28 protein-coding genes are annotated in these 24,185 nt (G+C 71.7%); 13 read left to right on the top strand and 15 right to left on the bottom strand.

The window, feature by feature from the left end; translation table 11 throughout:
* The first annotated feature begins 5 nt into the window (after nucleotides 1-5).
* Nucleotides 6-707 (top strand): hydrogen peroxide-dependent heme synthase, encoded by a 702-nt coding sequence (gene hemQ, locus AWQ68_RS12105; RefSeq protein WP_066939226.1) that lies wholly within the window; start codon nucleotides 6-8, stop codon nucleotides 705-707.
* A 306-nt stretch (nucleotides 708-1,013) separates the two neighbouring features.
* Complete coding sequence (locus AWQ68_RS12100; RefSeq protein ID WP_066939223.1) at nucleotides 1,014-1,556, top strand: hypothetical protein; 543 nt, start codon at nucleotides 1,014-1,016, stop codon at nucleotides 1,554-1,556.
* 16 nt (nucleotides 1,557-1,572) lie between these two features.
* Here the strand turns inward: AWQ68_RS12100 and msrB are convergent, their stop codons facing one another.
* A complete protein-coding gene (gene msrB / locus AWQ68_RS12095; protein ID WP_066939220.1) occupies nucleotides 1,573-1,977 on the bottom strand; it encodes a peptide-methionine (R)-S-oxide reductase MsrB in 405 nt (134 codons plus the stop codon).
* Nucleotides 1,978-2,341: 364 nt separating this feature from the next.
* Here msrB and ligD point away from each other — a divergent pair, with 364 nt between their 5' ends.
* Nucleotides 2,342-3,340 (top strand): non-homologous end-joining DNA ligase, encoded by a 999-nt coding sequence (ligD, locus tag AWQ68_RS12090; protein ID WP_066939217.1) that lies wholly within the window; start codon nucleotides 2,342-2,344, stop codon nucleotides 3,338-3,340.
* 9 nt (nucleotides 3,341-3,349) lie between these two features.
* On the opposite strand, the gene AWQ68_RS12085 is transcribed toward ligD, so the two are convergent.
* Nucleotides 3,350-3,754 carry a hypothetical protein gene (locus AWQ68_RS12085; RefSeq protein WP_066939215.1) on the bottom strand — a complete coding sequence of 135 codons (405 nt, stop codon included), beginning with the start codon at nucleotides 3,752-3,754 and terminating at the stop codon, nucleotides 3,350-3,352.
* A 138-nt stretch (nucleotides 3,755-3,892) separates the two neighbouring features.
* On the opposite strand from AWQ68_RS12085, the gene AWQ68_RS12080 reads away from it, so the two are divergent.
* Together AWQ68_RS12080 and AWQ68_RS12075 are read left to right on the top strand one after the other, a co-directional pair.
* On the top strand, nucleotides 3,893-4,630 hold the full coding sequence (locus AWQ68_RS12080; protein WP_066939212.1) for a pyrimidine reductase family protein: 738 nt from the start codon (nucleotides 3,893-3,895) through the stop codon (nucleotides 4,628-4,630).
* Nucleotides 4,614-5,693 carry an ATP-dependent DNA ligase gene (locus AWQ68_RS12075; protein ID WP_066939209.1) on the top strand — a complete coding sequence of 360 codons (1,080 nt, stop codon included), beginning with the start codon at nucleotides 4,614-4,616 and terminating at the stop codon, nucleotides 5,691-5,693. The genes AWQ68_RS12080 and AWQ68_RS12075 overlap by 17 nt, the downstream gene beginning before the upstream one ends.
* Before the next feature lie 21 nt (nucleotides 5,694-5,714).
* On the opposite strand, the gene AWQ68_RS12070 is transcribed toward AWQ68_RS12075, so the two are convergent.
* From AWQ68_RS12070 to AWQ68_RS12060, 3 genes are read right to left on the bottom strand one after another with little or no spacing between them, the layout of a single operon-like run.
* Complete coding sequence (locus AWQ68_RS12070) at nucleotides 5,715-6,023, bottom strand: AzlD domain-containing protein (protein ID WP_066939206.1); 309 nt, start codon at nucleotides 6,021-6,023, stop codon at nucleotides 5,715-5,717.
* Nucleotides 6,020-6,736, bottom strand: coding sequence for an AzlC family ABC transporter permease (locus tag AWQ68_RS12065; RefSeq protein WP_066939204.1), 717 nt, complete (start codon nucleotides 6,734-6,736; stop codon nucleotides 6,020-6,022). Before AWQ68_RS12065 ends, AWQ68_RS12070 begins: the two co-directional genes overlap by 4 nt.
* 9 nt (nucleotides 6,737-6,745) lie before the next feature.
* Nucleotides 6,746-7,600, bottom strand: coding sequence for an AraC family transcriptional regulator (locus tag AWQ68_RS12060; protein WP_066939201.1), 855 nt, complete (start codon nucleotides 7,598-7,600; stop codon nucleotides 6,746-6,748).
* Between the two features lie 160 nt (nucleotides 7,601-7,760).
* On the opposite strand from AWQ68_RS12060, the gene AWQ68_RS12055 reads away from it, so the two are divergent.
* A complete protein-coding gene (locus tag AWQ68_RS12055) occupies nucleotides 7,761-8,555 on the top strand; it encodes a Clp protease N-terminal domain-containing protein (RefSeq protein WP_066939198.1) in 795 nt (264 codons plus the stop codon).
* 37 nt (nucleotides 8,556-8,592) lie between these two features.
* On the opposite strand, the gene glgX is transcribed toward AWQ68_RS12055, so the two are convergent.
* From glgX to AWQ68_RS12040, 3 genes are all read right to left on the bottom strand, one after another.
* Nucleotides 8,593-10,722, bottom strand: coding sequence for a glycogen debranching protein GlgX (gene glgX / locus AWQ68_RS12050; protein WP_066939195.1), 2,130 nt, complete (start codon nucleotides 10,720-10,722; stop codon nucleotides 8,593-8,595).
* A 216-nt stretch (nucleotides 10,723-10,938) separates the two neighbouring features.
* A complete protein-coding gene (locus AWQ68_RS12045) occupies nucleotides 10,939-11,367 on the bottom strand; it encodes an OsmC family protein (protein ID WP_066939192.1) in 429 nt (142 codons plus the stop codon).
* A 119-nt stretch (nucleotides 11,368-11,486) separates the two neighbouring features.
* The gene (locus AWQ68_RS12040; protein ID WP_245655880.1) at nucleotides 11,487-12,962 is read right to left on the bottom strand and encodes an ankyrin repeat domain-containing protein; all 1,476 of its coding nucleotides are present in this window, start codon (nucleotides 12,960-12,962) and stop codon (nucleotides 11,487-11,489) included.
* An 81-nt stretch (nucleotides 12,963-13,043) separates the two neighbouring features.
* On the opposite strand from AWQ68_RS12040, the gene AWQ68_RS12035 reads away from it, so the two are divergent.
* The 3 genes from AWQ68_RS12035 to AWQ68_RS42295 all read left to right on the top strand — a co-directional run bounded on the left by AWQ68_RS12035 (nucleotide 13,044) and on the right by AWQ68_RS42295 (nucleotide 15,315).
* Nucleotides 13,044-13,925 (top strand): DUF1707 SHOCT-like domain-containing protein, encoded by an 882-nt coding sequence (locus tag AWQ68_RS12035; protein WP_084463896.1) that lies wholly within the window; start codon nucleotides 13,044-13,046, stop codon nucleotides 13,923-13,925.
* Nucleotides 13,926-14,085: 160 nt separating this feature from the next.
* The gene (locus AWQ68_RS12030; RefSeq protein ID WP_066939190.1) at nucleotides 14,086-14,586 is read left to right on the top strand and encodes a SigE family RNA polymerase sigma factor; all 501 of its coding nucleotides are present in this window, start codon (nucleotides 14,086-14,088) and stop codon (nucleotides 14,584-14,586) included.
* A complete protein-coding gene (locus AWQ68_RS42295) occupies nucleotides 14,587-15,315 on the top strand; it encodes a hypothetical protein (protein ID WP_066939187.1) in 729 nt (242 codons plus the stop codon). It begins immediately after the preceding gene.
* Between the two features lie 91 nt (nucleotides 15,316-15,406).
* On the opposite strand, the gene AWQ68_RS12020 is transcribed toward AWQ68_RS42295, so the two are convergent.
* Complete coding sequence (locus AWQ68_RS12020; protein WP_066939184.1) at nucleotides 15,407-16,054, bottom strand: FMN-binding negative transcriptional regulator; 648 nt, start codon at nucleotides 16,052-16,054, stop codon at nucleotides 15,407-15,409.
* A gap of 123 nt (nucleotides 16,055-16,177) precedes the next feature.
* Complete coding sequence (locus AWQ68_RS12015; RefSeq protein WP_066939181.1) at nucleotides 16,178-16,822, bottom strand: helix-turn-helix domain-containing protein; 645 nt, start codon at nucleotides 16,820-16,822, stop codon at nucleotides 16,178-16,180.
* A gap of 41 nt (nucleotides 16,823-16,863) precedes the next feature.
* On the opposite strand from AWQ68_RS12015, the gene AWQ68_RS12010 reads away from it, so the two are divergent.
* Entirely contained in the window at nucleotides 16,864-17,700 is an 837-nt protein-coding gene (locus AWQ68_RS12010; protein WP_066939178.1) for an EamA family transporter, read from the top strand.
* Nucleotides 17,701-17,852: 152 nt separating this feature from the next.
* On the opposite strand, the gene AWQ68_RS12005 is transcribed toward AWQ68_RS12010, so the two are convergent.
* The 5 genes from AWQ68_RS12005 to AWQ68_RS45695 form a co-directional block, all read right to left on the bottom strand.
* Complete coding sequence (locus AWQ68_RS12005; RefSeq protein ID WP_245655879.1) at nucleotides 17,853-18,602, bottom strand: sirohydrochlorin chelatase; 750 nt, start codon at nucleotides 18,600-18,602, stop codon at nucleotides 17,853-17,855.
* A 52-nt stretch (nucleotides 18,603-18,654) separates the two neighbouring features.
* A complete protein-coding gene (locus AWQ68_RS12000) occupies nucleotides 18,655-19,383 on the bottom strand; it encodes a phosphoadenylyl-sulfate reductase (protein WP_066939176.1) in 729 nt (242 codons plus the stop codon).
* Nucleotides 19,384-19,414: 31 nt separating this feature from the next.
* A complete protein-coding gene (locus AWQ68_RS11995) occupies nucleotides 19,415-19,570 on the bottom strand; it encodes an Insertion element protein (protein ID WP_066939173.1) in 156 nt (51 codons plus the stop codon).
* A gap of 25 nt (nucleotides 19,571-19,595) precedes the next feature.
* Nucleotides 19,596-21,275: a nitrite/sulfite reductase gene (locus AWQ68_RS11990; protein ID WP_066939170.1), complete on the bottom strand. Its 1,680-nt coding sequence runs from the start codon at nucleotides 21,273-21,275 to the stop codon at nucleotides 19,596-19,598.
* 400 nt (nucleotides 21,276-21,675) lie between these two features.
* A complete protein-coding gene (locus tag AWQ68_RS45695) occupies nucleotides 21,676-21,810 on the bottom strand; it encodes a hypothetical protein (protein ID WP_281217620.1) in 135 nt (44 codons plus the stop codon).
* A 58-nt stretch (nucleotides 21,811-21,868) separates the two neighbouring features.
* Between AWQ68_RS45695 and AWQ68_RS11985 the strand changes: the two genes are divergently transcribed.
* The 3 genes from AWQ68_RS11985 to AWQ68_RS11975 all read left to right on the top strand — a co-directional run bounded on the left by AWQ68_RS11985 (nucleotide 21,869) and on the right by AWQ68_RS11975 (nucleotide 24,171).
* Nucleotides 21,869-22,681, top strand: a complete 813-nt coding sequence (locus AWQ68_RS11985) for a TIGR03084 family metal-binding protein (protein WP_245655878.1) — start codon at nucleotides 21,869-21,871, stop codon at nucleotides 22,679-22,681.
* A gap of 81 nt (nucleotides 22,682-22,762) precedes the next feature.
* A complete protein-coding gene (locus AWQ68_RS11980) occupies nucleotides 22,763-23,158 on the top strand; it encodes a YccF domain-containing protein (RefSeq protein ID WP_066939167.1) in 396 nt (131 codons plus the stop codon).
* Nucleotides 23,159-23,223: 65 nt separating this feature from the next.
* On the top strand, nucleotides 23,224-24,171 hold the full coding sequence (locus AWQ68_RS11975) for a YihY/virulence factor BrkB family protein (protein ID WP_084463893.1): 948 nt from the start codon (nucleotides 23,224-23,226) through the stop codon (nucleotides 24,169-24,171).
* Nucleotides 24,172-24,185: the final 14 nt, after the last annotated feature.

The raw sequence follows: 24,185 nt of genomic DNA, 5'->3' as shown, positions 1-24,185 counted from the left end.
AACATATGACGGAGGGCACTACGCGTCCCAAGGCGCGTGATCTCAACCAGGTGATTCGGTACACGATGTGGTCGGTCTTCCGGCTGCGTGATCAGCTTCCCCAGAGCCGCGACGGCGTCGCCGACGAGGTCGAGGAGCTGCTGGCGCAGGCGGGCGGCAAGGACGTCGTGACCCGGGGCTGCTACGACGTGTCCGGGTTCCGCGCCGACGCCGACTTCATGTTCTGGTGGCACGCTCCCACGGCCGAGGACCTGCAGGAGGTCTACTCCCGCTTCCGCCGTACCGCGCTGGGCCGGGCCAGCGAGCCGGTGTGGTCCGCGATGGCGCTGCACCGGCCGGCCGAGTTCAACAAGTCGCACATCCCGGCCTTCCTCGCGGAGGAGGAGCCGAGAGGGTTCGTCTCGGTCTACCCGTTCGTCCGCTCGCTGGAGTGGTACCTGATGGAGGACGTCGAGCGCCGGACGATGCTCGCCGAGCACGGCAGGATGGCCCGCGACTTCCCGGACGTGCGGGCGAACACGGTGGCCTGCTTCGCGCTGAACGACTTCGAGTGGATGCTCGCCTTCGAGGCGGACGAGCTGCACCGCATCGTCGACCTCATGCGCCACCTGCGGGGGGCCGAGGCGCGGCGGCACACCCGGGTGGAGATCCCGTTCTTCACCGGGCGCAGGAAGCCCGTCAGCGAGCTGGTCGCGACGCTGCCCTGACCGCTGTGCCGTGTTCCACCCGGACGCCCGCCGGCCTCATCCGGCGGGCGTCGCGCGTTTCCGGCCGCTCTGTGCCGGCCCCGGAGATTCCGCGCGTACCGCGCCCGCCGCGGGGGTAGGACTCGGAAAGATCTAGCGCGTCATACGGAAAGATCTACCTCCCTGTACCAAATGCCGGGAACCACCGATATGATCTCGTTACCTTTGTCATACTCGGGCAAAGCCCCTATGTCGTTGTGAGGCGAGGTGTCGAGCGTTCTGGCACGGTCCAAGGGACGTCGGAGGAAGCGGCGGACCAAGGCGCGCGTGATCAAGGCGTCCATCGGCCTGGCGGTGGTCGCCGCCGGCATGGCCGTGTCGCGGCCGCTGCTCGCCGGGTCGCCGGGGACGCCCGCGCCGGTGCGCGCGGCCGCCGCCGTGGCGGCGAACCCCGGCGCCGCTCCCGGCGGTGAGCTCACCGTGGCCAGCGCGGGCGGCGCGACGCGCTCCGGCCGGGTCGCCGGGTCCAAGGGCGAGGTGACCGCCTCCGGCCGGTCGAAGTACACGGACGAGCAGGCGGTGGAGTATTTCACCAGCCGGTGGAACGACAAGACGACCAAGCGGGTGCGCGACATCCGCACGACCGGCCGGTACCTGCGGATCTACACCAACCTGTCGGAGAACGCGAGCAACTCCAAGTCCGCGATCACGCTGTGCAAGAGAGGTCTGAAGTACCTCAAGGAGATCGGCGAGTCCAACCCGATCGTCTTCGTCCAGGCGAAGTACGGCCAGAACGGGAACCCCGTGCTGGCCAACATCCTCGGCCCGGACGACGACACCTGCCGCGTCACCCACCCCAAGCCCAAGTGACCGGTGCCGCCGGGGATCACCCGGCGGCCGGCTCCAGGGTCAGGCAGACCGAGTTGATGCAAAAACGGTCGTCGGTGGGCGTCGGGTACCCCTCGCCGTGGAAGACGTGCCCGAGATGCGAGTCGCACCGGGCGCAGCGGACCTCCACCCGGGACATGCCCAGCGAGTCGTCCCGGTGCAGGGTGACCGCGTCGGACTCCGACGGCTCGTAGAACGACGGCCAGCCGCAGTGCGACTCGAACTTGGCCTCGGAGCGGAACAGCTCGGCTCCGCAGGCGCGGCAGGAGTAGACGCCCACGGTCTTGGTGTCGACGTACTCCCCGGTGAAGGGGCGCTCGGTGCCGGCCTGGCGGAGCACCCGGTACTCCTCGGCCGACAGCTCGGCGCGCCACTCGTCGTCGTTCTTGATGACCTTGTCCATGTGTTCGCCTGCCTGTGCGTGATCGCGTGATTCATATGGTCATCGCGTAGAACCACGCGGAGCGCGGAGACCTTCCCGGCGGAGTTCTTTCCGGGCGAAGCATCCTTCGGAGGTCGTTTCGGCGTCTTCACTGGTGAGAGGGCCGAACCTCCCGCCAGGGAGGCCCGGCCGTCCCGCCGTCGAGGCGGCGAAGCGCCCTACCCGTGCTGGACGCCGCCCGTGCGGCAGGAGAGGTGCCGCCCTGAAGGGCGGCACGTCGGGTCCGTCCCGTCCGACCTCCCGGACCGGCGCCAGGTGTCGCGCGCCGGTCGCCGAGAGCAGAGGTCCGGGACGGACCCGTCTCCACCCGGGTAGGGTCGCAGACATGGCTTCGCCGTACATCGAGATCGAGGCGGGCGGCCGGACCGTCAAAGTGACCAACCCCGACAAGATTTACTTTCCGGGCATCGGGGCCACCAAGCGCGAGCTGGTGGAGTACTACGTCAGCGTGGGCGACGGCGTCATGCGCGCTCTGCGCGACCGCCCGACGCACCTCAAGCGGCACCCCGACGGTGTCGAGACCGAGGCGATCTACCAGAAGCGGATGCCCCGGCATCCCGACTGGATCGAGACCGTGGGGGTGCGCTTCCCCAGCGGGCGCACGGCGGACGCGTTCCGCCCGACCGAGATCGCCGCCGTCGCCTGGTGCGCCAACCTCGGGACGATCGACTTCCACCCCTGGGCGGTCCGGGCGGCGGACGTGGAGCACCCCGACGAGCTGCGCGTCGACGTCGACCCGCAGCCGGGCACCGGCTTCGACGAGGCGCGCAAGGTCGCCTTCGTCGTCCGCGAGATCCTCGCCGAGCTCGGCGTGCGCGCCTTCCCCAAGACCTCGGGCAGCCGCGGCATCCACATCGCCGCGCGCATCCGTCCCGAGTGGACCTTCACCGAGGTGCGGCACGCGGGCATCGCGCTGGCGCGGGAGGTGGAGCGGCGCGCTCCGGGCCTCGCCACCACCGCCTGGTGGAAGGAGGAGCGCGGCGAGCGGGTCTTCATCGACTACAACCAGAACGCCAGGGACCGCACCGTGGTCGCCGCGTACTCGGTGCGCGCCCGTCCGGAGGCGCCGGTGTCCGCGCCGGTCACCTGGGACGAGCTGGCCGGCTGCGATCCGCGCGACTTCGACATCAGGACGATGCCCGAGCGCTTCGCCCGGCTCGGCGACGTCCACCGGGCCATCGACGACGAGGCGTTCGGCATCGACACGCTGCTGGAGTGGTACGCCTCCGACGGGCGCGGCGACCTGCCCTACCCGCCGAACTATCCGAAGATGCCCGGCGAGCCCAAGCGCGTCCAGCCGTCCAAGGCCCGGAACGACGACTGATCCCGGGGGTCAGAGGCGGTCCGCCATCGTGGCGGCCAGCAGCACCAGGACGAACGTGGCGACCCCGGCGATGCCGTGCAGGGCGACCGCGACCACCGGGAAGCGGCGCTCGGCGCCCCGGGCGTGACGACCGCCGCCGAGCCAGCGGGTGAACAGCGTGAAGCCGAGCAGCGCGACGGCGGTCAGCACGCCGAAGGCCGCCCAGGCGTACGAGCTGTCGCCGGTGCCCAGGAAGGCGACCCACAGGCCGAGGCCCGCGACCGCGAGCGCGGGGTGGGCGAGGACCAGCGCGGAGGGGAACGCGGTGACCTTCGTCTCCTGCTGCCGCAGGCCGCCGCCCGCCAGCCACAGCACCAGCAGGTGGAGCCCCGCCAGCGAGGTGACGATCCAGACCGCGAGAACGGCGTGTTCCACGCGCCTCCTCCGGAGCGGACGGGAGACAGGCGTCCCGGCCTGTCGCGCCGCTGTGGCTCGATCCAACACCGTCCGATCAGAGGCGGGAACAGGGGACATCGAAACGTTATGTCGGGGACATGTGCCACTGTAGAGAGCGTGCGCCGCATACACCCCGACATCGAAGACGATCCGGATCTCGTCGCCGCCTACGCCCAGCCCCCGGGCGAGTGGCTGCGGATCAACATGGTGGCCAGCGCGGACGGCGGCGCCTGGCTCAAGGGCCTGTCCGGGGGCCTGTCCAGCGAGGGCGACCGCCGGATCTTCGGCATCCTGCGCGGCCTCTCCGACGTGATCCTCGCCGGCGCCGCCACCGTGCGCACCGAGGGGTACGGCCCGGCCCGGCCGCGCCAGTCGTGGCGGGCCCTGCGGGTGGGCCGCCCGGCCGCCCCTCCGGTCGCGGTGGTCACCCGGCGGCTCGACCTGGACCTCGGCAGCCCGCTGTTCACCGAGACCGAGCCGTACGCGCGGACGATCGTGATCACGACCGAGTCGGCGCCCGCCGACCGGCGCGCGGAGGCGGCCAAGAACGCCGACGTCATCGTGGCGGGGGAGCACCGCGTCGATCTGACGCTGGCGGCGCGTGAGCTGCGCGACCGCGGCCTGGCCACGATCCTGTGCGAGGGCGGGCCGCGGCTGAACGCCCAGCTCGCCGCCGCGGGCCTGGTGGACGAGCTGTGCCTCACCGTCAGCCCGCTGCTGATCGCCGGCGACGCGGCCCGCATCCTGAACGGCACCGCCTCACAGACCCGGCTGGCGCTCACCCAGGTCCTCCAGGAGGAGGGGTTCCTCTTCTGCCGATACGTGAGGGAGGTGTCGGATGAACTTGCCGGTTGAGCCGCCCGTGGCCCCCATGCTGGCCAAGGCGGTGAAGCGGCTGCCGCCGCAGGACGGCTCGCTCTTCTACGAGCCGAAGTGGGACGGCTTCCGCTGCATCGTGTTCCGGGACGGTGACGAGGTCCATCTCGGCAGCAGGAACGAGCGCCCGTTCACCAGGTACTTCCCCGAGTTGGTCCGGGCGGTGCGCGAGGAGCTGCCCGAGCGGTGCGTCGTCGACGGGGAGATCGTGGTCATGAGCGGCCAGACGCTCGACTTCGACGCGCTCCAGCAGCGCATCCACCCGGCGGAGTCCCGGGTGCGGCTGCTCGCGGAGCGGACGCCCGCGTCGTTCGTCGCGTTCGACCTGCTCGCGCTCGGCGACGAGAACCTGATGGCCACGCCGTTCGCCGAGCGGCGGGCCCGGCTGGAGAAGGCGCTGGCCGACGCCGGCCGGTCGGTACGGCTCACGCCGGTCACCCAGGACGAGGGCCGGGCCGCCGAGTGGTTCGACGCGTTCGAGGGCGCCGGGCTCGACGGCATCGTGGTCAAGCCGGGCACGCTGCCGTACGAGCCGGACCGGCGGGTGATGTTCAAGGTCAAGCACGAGCGGACCGCCGACTGCGTCGTGGCCGGATACCGCGAGCACAAGACCGGCGGCGTGGTCGGCTCGCTCCTGCTGGGTCTGTACGACGCCGGGGGGCGGCTGCACCACGTGGGCGTGGTGGCGGCGTTCCCGATGAAGCGCCGCGCCGAGCTGGTGGGGGAGCTCGCGCCGTACCGGATCGAGGAACTGAGCGAGCACCCGTGGGGAGCGTGGGCGGAGCAGTCCGGTGAGACGGCCGCCGACGGCCAGCGGATGCCCGGGGCGGTCTCCCGGTGGAACGCCAAGAAGGACCTGTCGTTCATCCCGCTGCGCCCCGAGCTGGTGATCGAGGTCGCCTACGACCACATGGAGGGCGACCGGTTCCGGCACACCGCCCAGTTCCGCCGCTGGCGTCCCGACCGCGAGCCGTCCTCGTGCACGTACGAGCAGCTCGAACGGCCCGTCGCCTACGACCTGGACGACATCCTGCCGCGCTGATCGGGCCGCCGCACAGAAGCCTCAGCCGGTGAGCGCGCGTACGGCGGCGGTCACGACGATGGCGGCGCCGACGACCACGAGGAACGGCGCCCGCAGCAGCAGGGCGACGGCCGCCGCCGCGAGCCCGGCGGCGCGCGCGTCCACGACCAGCTCCCGGCCGCTGCCGAAGGTCTGGATGGCGGTGAGCGCGGCCAGCATCGCGACCGGCACGAGGGCCGCGAGCCGGCGCACCAGGGGCCGCTCCAGCAGCCCGGCGGGCACCGACAGGCCGAGCAGCTTGATGGCGTAGCAGCCGAGCGCCGTGACGGCGACGGCGATCCAGACGGTCATGGGCGTGCCTCCTCGCGGCGGGCGACGGTCAGGACGATCGGCGCGGCCAGCGCGGCGACCAGGACGGGGACGCCGGCCGGCAGCAGCGGCAGGCAGGCCAGCGCGAGCACGACCGCGAGGACCGCGACCAGCGTCTCCTGCCGCCCCTTGAGCATGGACCCGAGCAGCGCCAGGAAGACGGCCGGCCCGGCGGCGTCCAGCCCCCAGGCCGACGGATCGCCGAGCGCCTCCGCTCCGAGCGCGCCGAGGAGCGTGGTCAGGTTCCACAGCGCGTACAGGGTGACCCCGGTGACGGTGAAGCCGAGCCGCGCGGAAGCCCGGTCCGGCTGCGCCATGGCGACGGCCGACGTCTCGTCGATGATCCAGTGCGCGGCGAGCGGGCGCACCGGGCCGGGCAGGCGCAGCAGGTGCGACAGCCGCAGGCCGTAGAAGGCGTTGCGTACCCCGAGGAACAGGGCTCCGGCCACCGCGGCGGCGGGGTTGCCGCCCGCCCCGAGCGTGCCCACGAGCGCGAACTGCGACGCGCCGGTGAACACGAAGAGGGAGAGAACGCACGTCTGGGCCAGGCTCAGCCCCGACCCGGCGGACGTCACGCCGAAGGCGAACCCGGACAGGCCGACGGCGACGCCCACGCCCAGGGCGTCGCGTACCACCGCCGCCCTGGGGCGGCCGGCCGTCCGTTCTCGCGGGATTTGTGCAGGTTCCGTCGTCACGGCCCGAGGTTACGCGGCCCCGCCAAAGCGGTCTTGTACGTTCTTGCGCTCCCGCTGGTACGCCCCGGGCGGTACCCCGAGGACCCGGCTGAAGTGCCGGTTCAGGTGCGGCTGGTCGGTGAAACCCACGGCGACGGCCGCGTCGGCGGGGCTGACCCCGGCGTCCAGCAGGTGGCGGGCCCGGCGGACCCGCGCGTCGGTGAGCCAGCTGTGCGGCGGCATGCCGTACGCGGCGCGGAACGCCCGCAGCAGCGCGAACGGGCCGGTGCCCACCTCGGCCGCGAGCCCCTCAAGGGAGGGAGGGTCGGCCATCCGGGCCTCCAGGATGGCCCGGGCCGTCGCGGCCTTCCGTGCGCCGGCCCCGTGTGGCCGTGACGCGGGGAGCGCGGAACCGTGAAGGCGGAGCAGGCGGGCCACGGTGAGCCGCAGGAGCGTGTCGGCGGCGAGGCTGTTGCGCTCGTCCACGGCCCGCAGGACCTCGGTGACGAGGCGCACGGCGGACGGGTCGTGGGCCACGGGGACGGCGAACCCGGCGTTCCCCCTGATCGAGGTCGTCTCGGCGGCGATCGCCGTGACCAGCGCGGCCTCGGGGTAGACGGCGCTGTAGGTCCACCCCTCCGGCACGCCCGGGCGGCCGGTGTGCGGCGTGTCAGGGTTGATCAGCGCGAGGCCGCCGGGCCCGGCGCGTTCGATGCTGTCGCGCACGTGGAACTCCTCGACGCCCCTCGTGATCGCGGCGATGACGAAGTTCTCGTGGGTGTGCCGGATGAAGGTCTTGCTGATGTAGCGGGCCCGGAGCAGGTCCACCCCCGGGAGTCCGGGGTGCCGCCAGTGCCGTGCCTCCTCTTCCTCGTCCGGGTTCATGTACCGATTGTCCGGGAAGCGCCCGGGGAATCCGGCAGCAGGTCCGGAACCCACCGGGAACGGGGGAGACGATCGCCGCCCTGTCCCTGGCGGGGGCGGCCCGATGTGCATCGTCAACCAGTGGTTGACGATGGCATACCGTCAACCTACCGTTGACGGTATGGAGGATCCCGTTCCCCTGACGAGTCCCGTACGCCTCGACGACCTGATCGAGGCGATCAAGAGGGCGCACTCCGACGCCCTTGACCAGCTCTCCGACGCGGTCATCGTCGCCGACCACCTCGGTGAGGTCGCCGACCACCTGATCGGCCACTTCGTGGACCAGGCGCGGCGTTCCGGCGCCTCGTGGACCGAGATCGGCCGGAGCATGGGGGTCACCAAGCAGGCCGCTCAGAAGCGGTTCGTGCCGAAGGCCTCCGCCGATCTCGCCGATCTCGACCTGAACCAGGGGTTCCAGCGGTTCACCCCGCGGGCGAGGAACGTCGTGGTGGCGGCGCACAACGAGGCTCGCGCGGCCGGCAGCGAGGAGGTCCGTCCCGCGCACCTGGTGCTGGGCCTGCTGAGCGAGCCGGAGGCCCTGGCCGCCAACGCGATCGTCGCCCAGGGCGTGACGCTGGACGCCGTACGGCAGGCCGTGGCCGCGACGCTCCCGCCGCCGGCCGAGCGGGCGCCCGAGGTGGTCCCGTACGACGCGCGGGCGCGTAAGGCGCTGGAGCTGACGTTCCGGGAGGCCCTGCTGATGGGCCACAACTACATCGGGACCGAGCACATCCTGCTGGCGCTGCTGGAACTGGAGGACGGGTCGGGCCCGCTCTCCGGCCTCGGCCTCGCCAAGCCGGCCGCCGAGGCGAACATCGAGGCCGCCCTCGCCGCCGTCATGGCGTCCCGCCGCGCCCAGGAGGCCCAGCAGGAGACTCAGGCGGACCGGGCGGGCGGGGAGAGCCAGGAGGGCTGACCTCCGCGGCTCACGCGCTTGTGGCCGTACGACTCCGTCACGCGGGCTCGTCCTCGGCGGACCGCAGGATCTGGATGGAGCGGGCGGCGACGGAGACGTCCACGCCCGCCGGCCAGACCTCGCCGGGGAGGGCGTCCCGCGCCGGAGCGTCGTCCGCCGTGTCGAGCACGGGGCGCCACCGGTCGCCGAACTCCGTGCCCGGCAGGGTGAACGTGAGGCTCTCGTGGTGGGCGTTGATCAGCAGAAGGAACGAGTCGTCCGTGATCCGCTCGCCCCGGGGGCCGGGCTCGGAGATGGCGTCGCCGTTGACGAAGACCGCCAGCGACTTGGCGTAACTCGCGTGCCAGTCGGCCGAGCCCATCTCCTTGCCCGACGGCGTGAGCCAGACGATGTCGCGCAGGTCGTCGTCGGCCCTGCGGCCGTAGAAGAACCGGCGGCGGCGGAACACCGGATGGTCGCGCCGGAGCGCGGCGAGCCGCCGGACGAACTCCAGGAGGCCGGCCTCGCCGCGCGCCAGCGACCAGTCGACCCAGGAGATCTCGTTGTCCTGGCAGTAGGCGTTGTTGTTGCCCCGCTGGGTGCGTCCGAACTCGTCGCCGGCGAGCAGCATCGGGACGCCCTGGGAGACGAAGAGCGTGGCCAGGAAGTTGCGCCGCTGCCGCCGGCGCAGCGCCGCGATGCCGGGGTCCTCGACCGGCCCCTCGGCGCCGCAGTTCCACGAGCGGTTGTCGTCGGTGCCGTCCCGGTTGTCCTCGCCGTTGGCCTCGTTGTGCTTGCGGTTGTAGGAGACCAGGTCGGTGAGCGTGAACCCGTCGTGGCAGGTGACGAAGTTGATGGACGCCACCGGGCGGCGGCCGCTCTGCGCGTAGAGGTCGCTCGACCCGGTGAGCCGCGAGGCGAACTCGGGCATCGTGCGCGAGCCGCCGCGCCAGAAGTCGCGCACGGAGTCGCGGTACTTCCCGTTCCACTCGGTCCACAGCGGCGGGAAGTTGCCCACCTGGTATCCGCCCGGCCCGACGTCCCACGGCTCGGCGATCAGCTTGACCTGCGAGATCACCGGGTCCTGCTGGATCAGGTCGAAGAACGCCGACAGCCGGTCCACGTCGTGCAGCTCGCGGGCGAGCGCGGCGGCGAGGTCGAACCGGAAGCCGTCCACGTGCATCTCCAGCACCCAGTACCGCAGCGAGTCCATGATGAGCTGCAGCGCGTGCGGCGAGCGGACGTTCAGCGAGTTCCCGCAGCCGGTGTAGTCGAGGTAGTAGCGCCGGTCGGAGTCGTGCAGCCGGTAGTAGGCGGCGTTGTCGATGCCGCGGAACCCGAGCGTGGGGCCCATGTGGTCGCCCTCGGCCGTGTGGTTGTAGACCACGTCGAGGATGACCTCGATGCCCGCCTCGTGCAGGGCGCGGACCATGGCCTTGAACTCCTGGACCTGCTCGCCCCGCTGCCCGGCGCTGGAGTACGCGTTGTGCGGCGCGAGGTAGGCGATCGTGTTGTAGCCCCAGTAGTTCGTCATGCCGCGCGCCACCATCGCGTGCTCGGGGACGAACTGGTGGACCGGCATCAGCTCCACCGCCGTCACGCCGATCGACAGCAGGTGCTCGATCACCGCCGGATGGGCCAGTCCGGCGTACGTGCCGCGCTGCTCCGGCGGCACGTCCGGGTGCCGCATGGTCAGGCCGCGCACGTGCGCCTCGTAGATGATCGTCTCGTGGTACGGCGTGCGCGGCGGCCGGTCGTTGCCCCAGTCGAAGAACGGGTTGATCACCACGTTCTTCGGCATGTACGGCGCCGAGTCGACGGTGTTCAGCCGTCCGGGATCGGTGAAGTGGTAGGAGAACAGCGCCTCGTTCCAGCGCACGCCGTCCTCGATGGCCTTGCCGTACGGGTCGAGGAGCAGCTTGGCGGGGTTGCACCGGTGGCCCAGCTCCGGCTCGTACGGCCCGTGCACGCGGAAGCCGTACCGCTGGCCGGGCATCACGCCGGGCAGGTAGCCGTGCCAGACAAAGCCGTCCATCTCGGGCAGATCGATGCGGGTCTCGGCGCCGTCGTCGTCGAACAGGCACAGCTCGATCCGCTCGGCGACCTCGGAGAACACCGAGAAACTGGTGCCCACGCCATCCCAGGTGCCGCCGAGTGGGTACGGCTCTCCAGGCCAGACTTCGCGCATGTGCCCCCATTCTCCTCTCGGCAGGGGCCTTCGTGTACCCCAAAAGATCCGCGAGATTCGGCCCAGTTTTATCCGTTTTTGTGCGGATTCATCACCTTATGTGAGGTTTGCTGTGCCGGTTCCCTCCCGAGCCGGAGGTGACAGCGGAGGCGGGGGGAACACACGAGCGGGCCCCCGCCGGGCCGGGACGGCCGAGGCGAGGGCCCGCGCAGCGGTTCAGCCGACGAGCTCGGCGTTCAGCGTGATGGTGGTGCCGGCGAGCGCCTTGCTCACCGGGCAGTTGGCCTTCGCGTTCTCGGCCGCCTGCTGGAAGTCCTCGGCGGAGATGCCGGGGACCTGGCCGCGGACCGAGATCACGATGCCGGTGATGCCCTCACCCGGCTGGAAGGTGACGTCCGCCCGGGTCTCCAGCGACTGCGGCGGCGTCCCGGCCTTGGCCAGGCCGTTGGACAGCGCCATCGAGAAGCAGGAGGAGTGGGCGGCCGCGATCAGCTCCTCGGGGCTCGTCTTGCCGTTCGCCTGCTCCGCCCTGGACGGCCAGGAGACGTCGAACGTGCCGACGCCGGAGGAGTCGAGCGAGACCGTGCCGGAGCCGTCGAGGAGCGCGCCCTTCCACTGGGTGGTCGCGGTACGGGTGGTCGCCATGGCGATATCCCTTCAGTCGTTTAGGTGCCCATCTTCAGTGCCATGAGCGACCCTAACGCCGCCGGGTCCACCGACGGAGAACCGGCCCGCGATCAGCGCGGGGCCAAGCGGCACCCGCGTCAGCGGATGACGGTCTCGATCTCCAGACCGAGCCGCGTCGCGCCCTCCAGAGCCAGGTCGCGCGCGTAGTCGTCGTCCGTCTCCGACAGCACTCGGTGGATCCCGCCGATCGCCCGCCGGTCGCCCCGTTCCGCCAGCCCGCGCGCGGCCTCAGCCACCGTCGTGATGTCGCGGTCGGCCAGCCGGGCGGCCAGGGCCTCCCGGATGCGCGGGGTGTCGGCGTCCAGGCCGGCCAGGCCCATGGTCGCCCAGTCGCGGACCTCGGCGTCGTCCTCCTCGGTGAGCCGTACGAGCCGGGCCAGGCCCTCCTCGTCGTCCGGCGGCAGCACCGCGGCGAGCGCCATGGCGTCCTTGCAGGACGGCCTGCGTCCCGGCCGGTCCAGGATCTCCAGCACCTCGGGCAGCGCCTCCGCGTCGGCGTGGTGCGCGATCGCGCTGAGGAGCGCGTCGACGACCTTGGCCTCGGTCTCGGCGTGGGCCATCCGCCGCAGGATCGCCAGGCTGCGCTCGCGGAAGGGCCGCACGTCCGCGTCGTAGCCGAACTGCGCGAGCACGTCCACGGCGAACTCGCGGTCCAGGGGGTCGCCGCTGTCGCACAGCTCCGCCGCGGCCTCGAACGTCTCCTCGTCGTGGCGTTTCTGCAGCGCGTGCACCGCCGCCCACCAGGTCTCGCCGTCCTCGTCGAGGTCCAGGTACGGCGCGGCGCGGGCCACCAGCTCCTCGGCCGGTGTGTGCAGGCCGAGCGCCTCCTCCAGCAGGATCGTGATCGCGGCGTGGCCGCGCTGGCGGGCGGTCCGGAACCCGTCGCCCTTCGCGTCCCTGGCCTCGGCGGTGATCAGCTCGGTGCCGTCGGCGGCGTGGTCCTTGGCCACCATGATCGCCCATCCGGGCTCGGCGTGCCGGGTGACCTCGTCGCGCAGCTCCGCCTCCAGCTCGACGGCCGACCAGCGGCGCGCGATGTCCAGGGCGGTGTCGCCCGCGCCGTCCGGCAGCGCCGGATCCGCCCCGTGTTCCAGGAGCGACCAGACGACGCCGTACGCGCCGAAACGGGCGGCCGCGGTGAGCGGCGTGGTGCCCGCCTCGTCCGCGGCGTCGGGGTCCGCGCCTACGTCGAGCAGGATGTCCGCGGATCTGAGGTGGCCCTGCGCGGCGGCCCACAGCAGGGCGGTCCAGCCGCCGGCCTCCGCGGCGTTCGGGTCGGCGCCCCCGTCCACCAGGGCCTGGACGGTCTCCCAGTGGTTCCAGGAGGCGGCCGCGCAGAGGGGAAGTCCCTCGTCCTTCCCGCCGCTCGCCTGGTCGGGGTCGGCCCCGTATTCCAGGAGCAGCCGTACCATCTCGTGGTCGCCGTGGAGTGCGGCTCGGTACAGCGGGGTGGTCCCGGGGGCGCGGTTCAGATCCGTGTCGGGATGGAGCATCCGCCGCACGCCGTCGACATCGCCCTCCGAGACCGCGTGCAGAAGCTCACGGTACGTCACCCTTCCATGGTCACACAGGTGGACAAATGCTTCCTTCCCAGGGAGGATGGGCGGCCGCTTTCACCGGGATAAGGTTGCCCCGTGAGTGATCTGGGTGGAATGCGGGCCTCCGACGCCGAGCGGGAGGCCGTGGTCGAGCGGCTGCGCGAGGCGTCGGTGGACGGGCGGCTGACCCTCGCCGAGCTGACCGAGCGCACGGAGGCGGCCTACCTGGCCCGGACCCATGCGGAGCTCGCCCAGCTCACCGCGGACCTGCCCGGGGGCGCGCCCGCGCCCGCTCACCAGCCGGCCGCGCCCGCCCCCAGCGGCGGCGGGAAGCTGCGCAAGTGGATCGTCGCGGTCATGGGCGACGCCAAGCGGCAGGGCACCTGGCGCATCGACCAGGAGATCGGCGCGGTCTGCGTCATGGGCGACGTCACGCTCGACCTGCGCGAGGCCGAGGTCCGCTCCAACACGATCGACATCGTGGCGACCTGCGTGATGGGCGACGTGAAGATCATCGTGCCCGACGGCGTGGACGTGGAGCTGTCCGGCATGACGATCATGGGGGACAAGAAGGTCCAGGTGATCGAGGCCCCGCCCAACCGGAACGCCCCCGTGGTCCGGGTCAGGGCGTACGTCGTGATGGGCGACGTGAAGATCATTGGGGACTCGCGGGCCAAGCCGATCAAGCGCGGCTGGTCCGCGTGGAGCGAATGGTGGCAGGAGCGCCGCGTCGAAGCGGGCCACGGCCCCCGGCTGGAGCTCCCGCACGACATGCGCCACGACATGCGGCAGGTGCACCACGACGTCCGCCAGGCGCTCGGCGAGGCGCGTGGGGCGTTCCGAGAGATGCGCCGCGATGCCCGGGAGACCCACCGGGAGATGCGCAGGGAGGAGCGCGAGGCGCGGAGGGAGGCCCGGGACGCCTGGCGCGGCTCCCCGCCGGAGCCTCCGGAGCCGCCGCGCGCGCCCCGCTGGTGATCTCCGCGTCCTCGCCAGCGTGCGACGCCGGGCCGCCCCGCTTTCGGCGTGGGCCCCGCCCGCCGCGGCAGCGCCGGTGATCTTCGCGCTCGCGTGCAACGCCCCGCCCCGGTTCGGGAGTAGTGATCGGTGACGGTCTCACCGAACGAATGAGGGCTCCATGCGGAACCGGGCGGATTTCGAACGCTACGTCGAGCAGCGCTCGGCTCGCCTGCTCCGCACGGCGTACCTGCTGTGCCGCGACTGGGCGACGGCCGAGGACCTGCTGCAGACCGCGCTCGCCCGGGCATGGCTGGCCTGGAGGAGGGTCGGGGACAATCCCGACCCGTACGTCTACCGCATCCTGACGAACACGCATGCCTCCTGGTGGCGGCGCAGATCGCGGGCCGAGGTCCCGGCCGCCGACCTGCCCGACGCCGCGGTCGCCGACGAGGCCGACCTGGTCGGCGCGCGCGACGCCGTACGGCGGGCGGTCGACGGCCTTCCGCCCCGGCAGCGCGCCGTGATCGTGCTGCGGTACTTCGCCGACCTGCCGGACACGGAGATCGGCGAGATCCTCGGATGTTCGGTCGCGACCGTACGGAGCCAGGCCAGCAGGGCGCTGGCCAAGCTGCGCGTCGATCCCGCGGCACGCTCCGCGACCAACCTGGGGAGCCGATAGATGGCCATCACCGAATCCGACCTTCGCGACCTCCTCGACGGCGACAGCGGAGGCCCGGGCGACGCCGCGTCGAACGCCGCCGGTCGCCGCGCCGGAGCGCCCGACGGCTTCACCAGGGGAGTGACCCTCGCCGACGTGGACCGCCGGGTCCGGCGGATCAGACGCCGCCGCCTCGCCGCCGCGGCGACTGGCGTTCTCGCCGCCGGTCTTGCCGTCACGGGCGTCCTGACGGTTCCGCGCACCGTCACCGCCGGGGGGCTCGATGATGTCACGACCGCCGTCATGGCCCAGCCGTCGCCGTCGAACAGCCGTCTGTATTCACAGGAGGACGTAGTGCTGGCGCAGCAGTCGTACCACCGGGCCGGGGTGAAGCGGCGGCTGACCGTTCAGGTCACGAAGCGGACCGGCCGGGTGGGCGTGTTCGTCACATGTCCCAATTCGCCGTCATACGCCATCATCCTCCAAAACGGGAGGTGGCTCTGGGACGAGCCGTGCGGGAAGTTCGAGGAGGGGCAGCTCAAAGCCACATGGGTCATCGAGGAAGGCATCGACAAGAAGCGTGGCCGGAACATCGTCGAGGTGCTGCTGGTGCCGTTCAACGTCCCGGCCAGCTGGCCCTCCTGGCAGAGGCTGAGCCCCGACGAGCGGAAGAAGGTCCTCGAGTCGGCGAAGCCGTACCCGGCCGAGTGGAGCGTGACCGTGCGGGAGATGGCCCCCCGATTTTCCTAGAGCGCAGCGTGGGCCGCCGGTCCTGTCGGCACGGCCCCGCCAAAAAGGCGCCCGGCTCAGGCGGACGCGGCGCGTCTGACGGAAACGGGGATCAGGGCTTCCAGGGGCCGATGCGGTCCAGGCGGCGGCGCTGTTGGCGCGCGGTGGGGACGTCGAGGCTCTGGCCGCGTGCGGTGAGGTGGTCGGCGACGGCGGTGCGGTGCTTGACGGGCTTGTGGTCGTCGTATTTGAACTTGGCCCGTACTTCGGTGACCGCCAGGCGCAGGCCGCGGATGCCGGACAGCATCCGGCCGTAGGGGGGCTGGTCGACGGCGACGGCGGCATGGTCGCCGTCGGGCTGGAAATGGGCGAGCTGGCGCCGCAGCAGCTCGGCCTTGGCCTCGGGGTCGTCCACAATGTCGGAGCGGCAGGTGAACTGGACGGCCGCGTAGTAGCTGGTGGGGACGCCTTCATGCGGCGGGGTGCCGGCCTTGGCGCGCCAGGGGCCGGGGATGAAGGCATAGTCGCCGATGACGGTGAAGACGACGTTCGGGTCGTGCTCGATCGCCTTCCACACCGGGTTGGGCCGGGCGAGGTGGACGAGGAGGTCGCGTCCGTCGCAGCTGAAGTGGGTGGGGACGACGATGGGCGGGTGGCCGGGCAGGCCGTTGACGCTCAGCTGTCCGAAGTCGTGGCCTTCGGCGATCCAGGTCTGCCATTCGGCTTCGTCCAGGCCGGCGTCCCAGGGCTGGATGAACATGCTGGTCTCCTTGTGTGGTCGGCGGTGTGGCCGGTCGTGGGGGTGCCCTGGGCAGGGCGAGGAAGCTGCCGGCGACGAAGGCGGTGCGGACCCCGACGGCGCCATGACCGTCGTGATGTTCGGTCACCGATCAGCGGTGCCGTCCGATCGAAGGCCGCTATCCGCGCTGGTTGCTCGCGGCGGCAGGTGCACGGTCATGAGGAGTTCGCAAGGCTCGGTGCCGCCGCCGCGGTAGGTGTGGGGGACGTCGCCGTCGAAGGTGGCGGTGGCTCCGGCGGGGACCTCGTGTTCGGTGCCGTCGAGGACGAGGGTCAGGCAGCCGCGGGTGACGCTGACGGTCTCCACGATCCCGGCCGGGTGCGGGTGGCTGGGGTACGCCTCGCCGGGGTGCAGGCGCCAGCGCCACACCTCCACCGGCGCCGGGCCGCTGGTGGTGAGCATGAGGCGGGCCTCGCCGCCGAGCTCTCCGGTCCACAGGGGTTCGGCGTCGGCCGCCTCGACGATCTGGATGTCGCGGCGCTGAGCACCTTCGGTGAGGGCCGACACCGACATGCCCAGGGCGTCGGCGAGGCGCACCAGCGTGGCCAGGTTCGGGTTGCCCTGAGCGTTCTCCAGACTGACCAGCGCTCCCTTGCTCACCTGCGCCCGGGTGCTGAGCTGCTCCACGGACAGGCCCGCTCGCTGCCTGGCCTCCTTCACGTTGGACGCCACCGCCTGCAGAGCCGTCGCCGTCCGCCCCACTGCTGCCCACCTCTCCTCGTTGGTCACTTCATTGTACTCTACGGTCGTTCCGTTGAAAGGTTTGTGTTGTGACCGCTCTTCTGCTGGCCCTGGCCAGCTCCCTCGCCTACGGCTGTGCCGACTTCCTCGGCGGACTCAGCGCCCGCGGCGCGCATGTCCTGCGCACCGTCGTGATCGCGGCTCCCGCCAGCCTCGCCGTCGAACTGGCCCTGTGGCCCTTTCTCGGCGCCCATTGGAGCCCGGCCACCCTGGCCTGGGGCGCCGCCTCCGGAGTCGCATCCGCCGCGGCCTTCGCGCTTCTCTACCGCACCCTGGCCATCGGCCCCATGAGCGTGCTCTCGCCCATCACCGCACTGGTCTCGGCCGTTCTGCCGGTCGGCCTCGGCCTGGCCCAAGGCGAACACCTCACCACGTACGCCCTGCTCGGCCTCCCGCTCGCGCTGACAGCCGTCGTCCTGGTCAGCGCCGGCCCCGGCGCGGGCGCCTCCCGCCCCAGCCGCGCCGCCCTGTTGCTGGCTCTGGGCGCGGGCACCGCCATCGCCGCCCAGCTCATCTGCCTCCACCAGAGCCCCGCCGACAGCGGCCTCGCCCCCATCATCACCGGCCGGGCCGTCTCCTCCGCCCTCGTCCTGACCGCAGCCGCGCTGCTCCGCAAGCGCCTGGGCGCCCAACGGCCCGCACCCGCCCTGTGCGCCGCCGCGGGAATACTGGACTCCCTGGCCAACCTCGCCTTCCTCCTGGCCGCCCGCAGCGGAGACCTCGCCGTCGTGGCCGTCATCACCGCCCTCTACCCGGCCGGCACCGTCCTGCTGGCCCGCATCGTCCTGGCCGAACGCATCCACCGCAGCCAGCTCGCCGGACTCAGCGTCGCCGCCGTCGCCGTCAGCCTCCTCGCCCTCAACTGACCGTCGCCGCCCGGACGTGGTGTGCTTCGGCCGACGTGGGCAAGAACGTAAGAGGCACTCGTCCCTGCCCACGGCGGGCGTCGGCCGGCTGACGGCCCCGGAGCGGCGGCTGATCCGGCGGCCCTGGCGATGAGGCGGTCGTGCCGGTACGTCTAGGCGGTCGCGGCGGGTTCCGGCCGGCGGACGGCCTGCTCGTAGCGTTCGAGCAGGAGCGTGACGAGCTCGGGGGCCGGGCCGAGGACGTCGCCCACCCGGTCCGCCCCGGCCTCCAGCGTGTCGCGGCGGACCTTGTCCGCGAAGTGGCCGGGGGCCAGCAGGTAGGGGGCGACGACCACCCGGGGCGCTCCGGCGCGCGACAGCCGTACGACCTCGTCCCCGGGGGTGGGAGCGGCCGCCGAGGCGTAGGCGGCGGTCACCGACCACCAGGAGCGGCGCCGCGCCCAGGAGCGCGCCACGCGGGCCACCGCGGCGTTGGCGCGGGGGTCGCTCGAACCGGCGGAGACCAGCACGACCGCCGTCTCGGGGTCGCCGATCTCGACCCCGGCCTCCGCCAGGCGGCGCTCCAGGGCGGCGACCAGCAGCGGGTGGGGGCCGAGCGTCGGCCCGAGCCGGGTCCGCAGGAGGGGGCGGCGGGCGGACGCCTCCCGCAGCGCGGCCGGGATGTCCACCCGGCTGTGGTAGGCCGCCGTGAGCAGCAGCGGCAGCACGACGGCCTCGTCCAGCCCCGAAAGGGCCCGGACGAGCGTCGGCGGCGCGTGGTCCAGGTAGGCCGTCCGCACGTCCAGGTCGGGCCGCGCGAGCCGTACGCCGTCGAGCAGCGCCTCGACCGCCGTGGCGGCGCGCGGGTCGCGGGACCCGTGCGCCACGGCGATCAGCGGCGGTGCGGTCGGATGGATGTTCACGGACGGCTCTTCCAGGTCGTCGGGACGTCTGGTGCGGGACGGCGACGGGCGGTCAGAGGTGGATGCCGCACTCGATCTTGCCGAGCCCGGCCCACCGGCCGCTGCGCGGGTCCTCGCCGGGCGCGACCCGACGGGTGCAGGGCGCGCACCCGATCGAGGGATAGTCGTCGTAGTGCAGCGGGTTGATCAGCACCCCGTTGTCCGCGATGTAGTTGTCGACCTCCTCCTGGGTCCACCGCGCGATCGGGTTGATCTTGACCATCTGGCGCTTGGCGTCCCACTCGACGACCTTGGTGTTCGCCCGGGTCGGCGACTCGTCACGCCGGATGCCCGAAACCCAGGCGAGGTACGGTTCGAGCGCCCGGTTGAGCGGCTCCACCTTGCGCAGGTAGCAGCACAGGTCGGGGTTGCGGCCGTGCAGCCGGGGCCCGAGGTCGCGGTCCTGCTCCGCGACCGTGCGGGACGGCGTCACGTTGATCACGTTGACCTTGTAGACCGCCTCGACCGCGTCACGGGTGCCGATCGTCTCGGCGAAGTGGTAGCCGGTGTCGATGAACAGCACGTCGACGCCGGGCTTGACCCGGCTCACCAGGTCGATCAGCAACGCGTCGCTCATCGAGGAGGTGAGACAGAGGCGGTCGCCGAACGTGGCCGCCGCCCACCGGATGATCTCGCGGGTGGGCGCGTCCTCCAGGAACCGCGCGGCGGACTCGACGATGCTCTGCAGGTCGAGCACGCCGCGCTGGCGTTCAAGACCTTCCTCTATCTCCACCAGTGTCATGACTACTCCTCAAACGTCGTACTCGAGGGGACTAGCTGTGCCGTACGCCGATGCCGAGGAACCTCACCCGGAAGGCGCGGGCGCACGAGCGGCAGTACCAGCCGTGGCTCTCCTCTTCGGAGGCGTACGGCTCAAGGTCCTCGTCGCCGCAGTAGGGGCAGTAGTAGGGAGCCGCGCGCTCGCTCATGACCGGCTCCGCCCCTGGGTGGCCGTCACTTGAGGTCCGCCTCGTCGGCCCGGTGGACCCACTCGGAGAACGTCTCGTCGTCGTTCTTCTGCTTCTCGAAGTTGCGCACCACGCGCTCCACGTAGTCGGGGAGATCCTCCGCGGTGGTCTTCAGCCCGCGGACCTTGCGGCCGAAGTTGGGGTTCAGGCCGATCGAGCCGCCCAGGTGGACCTGGAAGCCCTCGACCTGCTCGCCCTTGTCGTTCACCACGAGCTGGCCCTTGAGGCCGATGTCGGCCACCTGGATGCGGGCGCAGGAGTTCGGGCAGCCGTTCATGTTGATGGTGAGCGGTTCGGCGAAGTCCGGCAGCCGGGTCTCCAGGTCGTCGATCAGCCGGGACGCGGTCGCCTTGGTCTCGACGATCGCGAGCTTGCAGTACTCGATGCCGGTGCAGGCCATCGTCTGGCGGCGGAACGTGGACGGGTTGACCTGCAGGCCGGCCGCCTCCAGCTCGGTGACGATCGACTCGACCCGCTCGGGCGCGACGTCGAGGATGACCATCTTCTGCTCGACGGTGGCGCGGACCCGGCGGGAGCCGTGCCGCTCGGCGATGTCGGCGATCCGGTGCAGCGTGTCGCCGTCCACCCGGCCCACCTTGGGCGCGAAGCCGACGTAGAAGTTGCCGTCCTTCTGCGGGAAGACGCCGACGTGGTCGCGGCGGCCGCCCCGCGGCTCCTCGGGGGCGGGCCCGTCGGGCAGCCGGTAGCCGAGGTACTCGGTCTCCAGGACCTCGCGGAACCGCTCCGCGCCCCAGTCGTTGATCAGGAACTTGATCCGGGCGCGGTGGCGGAGCCGGCGGTAGCCGTAGTCGCGGAAGATCCCGCAGACGCCGGCCCACACCTCGTGCACCTGCTCGGGCCGGACGAACGCGCCGAGCCGCTTGGCGAACATCGGGTTGGTGGACAGCCCTCCGCCGACCCAGACGTCGAAGCCGGCCTCGCCGTCGCGGACCACGCCGACGAACGCGACGTCGTTGATCTCGTGGACCGTGCAGTGCGCGGTGCACCCGCTGATCGCGGTCTTGAACTTGCGCGGCAGGTTGGAGAACGCCTTGTCGCCGATGTACCGGGTGGCGATCTCGTCGATCTGGGCGGTGCCGTCGATCACCTCGTCGATGTCGATCCCGGCGAGCGGGCAGCCCATGATCACGCGCGGGGTGTCGCCACACGCCTCGGTCGTGGACAGGCCGACGGCCTCCAGGCGCTTCCAGATGTCGGGGACCGACTCGATCTCGATCCAGTGGAGCTGGATGTTCTGCCGGTCCGTGATGTCGGCCGTGCCCCTGGCGTACTCGTTGGAGATGTCGGCGATCGTCCGGAGCTGGTCCAGGTCGAGCCGGCCGCCGTCGAGGCGCACGCGGAGCATGAAGTAGCGGTCGTCGAGCTCCTCCGGGGGCAGGACCGCGGTCTTGCCGCCGTCGATCCCGGGCCTGCGCTGCGTGTAGAGGCCGTACCAGCGCATCCGGCCGCGCAGGTCGGCGGGGTCGATCGAGTCGAACCCGTTCTTGGAGTAGATGTCGATGATCCGCTGACGGACGTTGAGCCCGTCGTCGGCCTTCTTGTTCTCCTCGTTCTTGTTCAGCGGCTCACGGTAACCGAGAGCCCACTGGCCTTCGCCGCGCGGGCGCTTGTGGTGGCGGTTCGCCGGGCGGGCCGGGGTGCTCATGAGGGCGTCCTTAATCCGAGGGATGCGAAACGGTCCGGGGAGAGAACCGGGCGAGGGTCACGCATGGCGCGACCCCGGACGCGTGCCTCAGGCGGCCTCCCGCCTCATCGTCGAGTGCGGGGGCGAACACGAAAAAGGACGCCTGCTCACGCGCCCACTGTCAGAAGAGATGGGCGACGATCAACGGGCGTCGATACAGATGGCGCTGCGGACACGCAGAAGGTCGACGTGGCGTCGCACGACGAGCAACGGGTCCGCTGGCATGCCGCAAACGATACCCGGGGCGTCCGTGATGTCCAAGTTATGTTTCACCATGTGGACGAAACGCGCACGACATCTGGACGACATGTGCCCACGTGGGCGGGCCGCGGGACGCCGGGCGACGCCCGGCCCGAGCGGGTCAGCCCTGGCTGACCCAGTTCTGCGCGGGCTCGTTCCCGCCGGGCAGGGCGGGTGGTTCGTGGTGCTGGCAGTCGCACCACGAACCGCCGCGGCAGTTCTCGTGCCGCCGGTCCTTGCAGGCGTCGCAGATCATGATTTGCCCCGTTTTCAGCAGAAGAAGATTCGGTTACGCTCGCCGTCCAGGAGGTGTCATGGCCGGTCCCACGTCCGAGCTGATGTCCGAACTGATCATCGACCTGAGCGCCGAGACGGCCGAGCTGCGCGAGATGGTCCGCGCTCTCGACCTTCCCGGTTGGGAGCTCCCCACTCCCTCCGAGGGCTGGGTCGTACGCGACCAGATCAGCCATCTGGCCTGGTTCGACGACGCCGCCACCTCGGCGCTGACCGACCCGGACGGGTTCCGCGCCGCCCGCGCGGAGCTGATGGCGCGCGGGGAGGCCGCCATGGACGACCAGGTCGCCGCCGCGCGCGGGCTCGCCCCGGCGGCGCTCCTCGACTGGTTCGACACCGCCAGGGCCCGGATGGGCCGCGCGCTCCGCGCGGCCGATCCCGCCACCCGGCTCCCGTGGTACGGCCCCGACATGTCGCCCGCCTCGTTCGCGACCGCCCGCCTGATGGAGACCTGGGCGCACGGCCAGGACGTCGCCGACGCGCTCGGGATCGACCGCGCCCCCACCATGCGGCTGCGCCACGTGGCCCTGCTGGGCGTGCGCGCCATGCCGTACGGCTTCGCGGTGCGAGGGCGGCAGGCGCCCGCGCGGCCGGTCCGGGTGGAGCTCGCCCTGCCGGACGGCACCCTGTGGGTCGCCGGGCCGGAGGGGGCCGCGGACGCGGTGCGCGGGCCGGTCGAGGACTTCTGCCTCGTCGTCACGCAGCGCTCCCACATCGCCGACACCTCGCTGTCCGTGACCGGCGACACCGCCCACGAGTGGATGTCCATCGCGCAGGCGTACGCCGGGCCGCCGGGACCGGGACGGGAGCCCGGAGCGCGGCAGACCGCCTGAGACCGAAAAACACCCAAAATCAGGGAGAAGTCCGGGAAGATCGCCAAATCGGCGGAAGGTGACGTGCGTCATGATTGAGATATGCGGACACTGCTGAACGTCATCTGGCTGATCTTCGCGGGCGTGTGGCTCGCCCTGGGCTACGTGGTCGCCGGGATCATCTGCTGCATCCTGATCATCACGATCCCGTTCGGCATCGCGTCCTTCCGGATCGCCGCGTACGCGCTGTGGCCGTTCGGGCGCACCGTGGTCCGGGATCCGGAGGCGGGCGTCATGTCCGCGATCGGGAACGTCATCTGGCTGATCTTCGCCGGGATCTGGCTGGCGATCGGTCACATCATCACGGCGGTTCCGCTGTTCGTGTCGATCATCGGCATCCCGCTGGGCATCGCCAACCTCAAGATGATCCCGGTATCGCTCCTGCCGCTCGGGGCACGTATCGTGGATGCAGACAATCCGTACTATTCCACTCGGTGACGGGTAGTCGCCGGTTCATTCATCGGTGTCATGACACCGCGCCTGTGCGAATACGGTTAGATGCCATGACGTCCGCGGACGCGCCCACACGTCGGCCGAGACACGACTCGCGCCGGGGCATGTCGCGTGCCCGGGCCCGGCTGGACTGGGTGCGCGGATCCAACGCGTGGGCGCTCGCCAAGGCCACCACCATGGCGGGGGTCAACTACCGCGTCACCGGCCTCGCGGGGGAGGCGGCCTTCTTCGCGCTCCTGTCCCTGCCGCCGTTCGTGCTCGGGCTGCTCGGCGTGATGGGCCACCTGAGCGGACTCCTCGGCTCCGAGACCGTCCTGCGGATCAAGCAGTGGGTGATCGACCAGTCCGAGCTGCTCTTCACGGACAACACCGTGGACCGGGTCGTCCTGCCCCTGCTCAACGACGTGCTCGCCGGGGGACAGGTCTCGCTCATCTCGGTGGGCTTCCTGCTGTCGCTGTGGTCGGGCTCGCGGGCCCTCTTCGTGTATGTGGACCTCATCTCCATCGCGTACGGCCTGGGCGAGACCCGGGGGATCATCCGCACCCGGGTCCTGTCCTTCGGGCTGTACCTGGCGGCCCTGCTCATCGGGCTGGTCGTCATGCCGGTGCTGGTCATCGGTCCCACGCTGCTCGCGGGGGCGCTGCCGGGCTACAGCGTGCTCATCGCGATCCTCTACTGGCCCGTGGTGATCATCGGCTCGGTGGTCATGCTGACCCTGCTCTACCACGTCAGCGTCCCGATGCGGACCCGCTGGTGGCGCGAGCTTCCGGGGGCCGTGCTCGCGCTCATCATCTGGATCGTCTGCGGCGCCGTCCTGCGCGAGGTGCTCGCCGCCTGGTTCACGCCGCTGTCGATCTACGGCTCGCTCGCGGCGCCGATCGCCGTGTTGCTCTGGCTGTACATCACGGCGCTCGCCGTGTTCATCGGCGCCACGCTCAACGCCGAGGTGGACCGCATGTGGCCCCTGGCCGGCACCGTGCGCCGTCAGGCGGAGTGAGGCCGCCTCGCCCG

Source organism: Microtetraspora fusca (genome assembly GCF_001570365.1).
Classification (GTDB): domain Bacteria; phylum Actinomycetota; class Actinomycetes; order Streptosporangiales; family Streptosporangiaceae; genus Microtetraspora; species Microtetraspora fusca.
The sequence above is the reverse complement of the archived record's forward strand: the minus strand, read 5'-3'. Positions and strand labels throughout refer to the sequence as shown.

Bases quoted from the DNA above. Each gene is read 5' to 3' on its own strand.
- AWQ68_RS12075 (WP_066939209.1), top strand. From the start codon at position 4,614: ATGAACTTGCCGGTTGAGCCGCCCGTGGCCCCCATGCTGGCCAAGGCG.
- AWQ68_RS12060 (WP_066939201.1), bottom strand. From the start codon at position 7,600: ATGAACCCGGACGAGGAAGAGGAGGCACGGCACTGGCGGCACCCCGGA.
- AWQ68_RS11990 (WP_066939170.1), bottom strand. From the start codon at position 21,275: ATGAGCACCCCGGCCCGCCCGGCGAACCGCCACCACAAGCGCCCGCGC.
- hemQ (WP_066939226.1), top strand. From the start codon at position 6: ATGACGGAGGGCACTACGCGTCCCAAGGCGCGTGATCTCAACCAGGTG.
- msrB (WP_066939220.1), bottom strand. From the start codon at position 1,977: ATGGACAAGGTCATCAAGAACGACGACGAGTGGCGCGCCGAGCTGTCG.
- AWQ68_RS12055 (WP_066939198.1), top strand. From the start codon at position 7,761: ATGGAGGATCCCGTTCCCCTGACGAGTCCCGTACGCCTCGACGACCTG.
- AWQ68_RS45695 (WP_281217620.1), bottom strand. From the start codon at position 21,810: ATGATCTGCGACGCCTGCAAGGACCGGCGGCACGAGAACTGCCGCGGC.
- glgX (WP_066939195.1), bottom strand. From the start codon at position 10,722: ATGCGCGAAGTCTGGCCTGGAGAGCCGTACCCACTCGGCGGCACCTGG.
- AWQ68_RS12045 (WP_066939192.1), bottom strand. From the start codon at position 11,367: ATGGCGACCACCCGTACCGCGACCACCCAGTGGAAGGGCGCGCTCCTC.
- AWQ68_RS42295 (WP_066939187.1), top strand. From the start codon at position 14,587: ATGGCCATCACCGAATCCGACCTTCGCGACCTCCTCGACGGCGACAGC.
- AWQ68_RS11980 (WP_066939167.1), top strand. From the start codon at position 22,763: ATGCGGACACTGCTGAACGTCATCTGGCTGATCTTCGCGGGCGTGTGG.
- AWQ68_RS11995 (WP_066939173.1), bottom strand. From the start codon at position 19,570: ATGAGCGAGCGCGCGGCTCCCTACTACTGCCCCTACTGCGGCGACGAG.
- AWQ68_RS12000 (WP_066939176.1), bottom strand. From the start codon at position 19,383: ATGACACTGGTGGAGATAGAGGAAGGTCTTGAACGCCAGCGCGGCGTG.
- AWQ68_RS12020 (WP_066939184.1), bottom strand. From the start codon at position 16,054: ATGTTCATCCAGCCCTGGGACGCCGGCCTGGACGAAGCCGAATGGCAG.
- AWQ68_RS11975 (WP_084463893.1), top strand. From the start codon at position 23,224: ATGACGTCCGCGGACGCGCCCACACGTCGGCCGAGACACGACTCGCGC.
- ligD (WP_066939217.1), top strand. From the start codon at position 2,342: ATGGCTTCGCCGTACATCGAGATCGAGGCGGGCGGCCGGACCGTCAAA.
- AWQ68_RS12030 (WP_066939190.1), top strand. From the start codon at position 14,086: ATGCGGAACCGGGCGGATTTCGAACGCTACGTCGAGCAGCGCTCGGCT.
- AWQ68_RS12070 (WP_066939206.1), bottom strand. From the start codon at position 6,023: ATGACCGTCTGGATCGCCGTCGCCGTCACGGCGCTCGGCTGCTACGCC.
- AWQ68_RS11985 (WP_245655878.1), top strand. From the start codon at position 21,869: ATGGCCGGTCCCACGTCCGAGCTGATGTCCGAACTGATCATCGACCTG.